This is a genomic window from Streptomyces sp. NPDC003038 (assembly GCF_040611115.1).
In the GTDB taxonomy this organism is placed as follows: Bacteria; Actinomycetota; Actinomycetes; order Streptomycetales; family Streptomycetaceae; genus Streptomyces.
Window position 1 is genome coordinate 1 of record NZ_JBEXNN010000117.1, and the last position, 1,415, is coordinate 1,415.

Sequence of the window (1,415 nt, forward strand, 5' to 3'; positions counted from 1 at the left end):
GGTGGGGCGGGCGGCCGCGCCGGGTGTCCCCGTCCGGTGCCAGAGTCTGGACCAGGTCGTGCAGCTGGTCCGGGGACATCCCGGTCAGCGCTGGGGCGGACAGCAGGGCCGGTGTCCATTCCGGCTCGCAAGGTTCCGGAGTCCGGGGTGCCGGGATGGCTGGGGCCGGATGGGGGTGCAGGACGTAGTTCCAGTCGCCGTGGAAGGCGTGCCGGGTCAGTGGCAGAGCCGCCATCTCCGCATCACCGATCGTGACTCCGGTCGGGTAGGCATTGGTGTCCAGCTCGGCCATGACGCGCAGTCCCGTGCGGGTGGTGGTCGCGGCGATGGACTGGACGATGACTTCGTGGCTGGTCAGCGGGCGGCCGCGCCAGTTCATGGTGATGTGGGAGAAGAGGCGGTGCTCGATCTTGTTCCACTTCGATGTGCCCGGCGGCAGATGGCAGACGGTGATGGTCAGGCCCGTCTCGGCGGCGAGGCGGGCGAGTTCAAGTTTCCAGGCCCGGGTGCGGTAGCCGTTGGAGCCGCCCGCGTCGGCGGTGACCAGCAGCCGTGTCGCCTGCGGGTAGGCAGCGTGGCCCTGGCCGTGCCACCAGCGGCGGATCGATTCCACCGCGAATGCCGCGGTGTCGTGATCGGTGCCGACGTTGACCCAGCCGGTGTTCGCAGCCAGGTCGTAGACCCCGTACGGGATCGCCTTGCCCAGGTTCGGGTCGGCGAAGTCGTGCATGTTCACCGGCACCGGATCACCGGCCGGGCGCCACTGGCGGCCGTGGTTCTTGAACTCGCCGACGAGTTCCTTCTTCTTGGTGTCCACGCTGATGACCGGCTGGCTGGCGTCCCGGTGCTCGCGGGCTTGCTCGTTGAGGTAGCGGAACTGCTCGTCCCGGTCGACGTGCTGGCTGCCCTCGAGTGTCTTGGCGTTGGCCTGCAGGCTGAAGCCTTCCTCCCGCAGCAGATCGGCAGCGGTGTCCGCGCTGACCCGATACCCGGCCCGGGTCAGTTCCCTCGCAAGTACACGGGTCGACTTCACCGTCCATCGCAGCGGTGACATCGGATCACCCCGCACATCCGGCTCGACCAGCGACAGCAGAGCCGGCCGCAGCCCCGGATCGACTTCCGCGACCCGCTTGCGGCCCCCGCCCGGACGCCGCACCCGGCCCAGGGGCTCCTCCCCGGCCTCCAGCTCGAACACGCCCTTGCGGACCGTCGTCTCGCTCACCGCGGCCGCCAGTGCGACGGCCCGAACGCCGCCGTGCCCCAGGACACGGGCTTCGGCGGCCATCAGCAGTCGACGCTGCCGCTCGTCCAAATGCGGGAACAACACCGCGAACTTCACAGAGAGTTGGTTACGAGCCTCGTCCGGGATGCGCATACCACAGCAACGAGCCTCAGAACGGGAAACAACACCTTGA

The 1,415-nt window shown here is 69.0% G+C and carries 1 protein-coding gene; it reads right to left on the reverse strand.

Translation table 11 applies throughout. From position 1 onward, the window contains the following. Positions 1-1,375 (reverse strand): ISAzo13 family transposase (locus ABZX75_RS34355; protein ID WP_355418172.1); only part of this gene is annotated, 1,375 nt, incomplete at its 3' end. Positions 1,376-1,415: the final 40 nt, after the last annotated feature.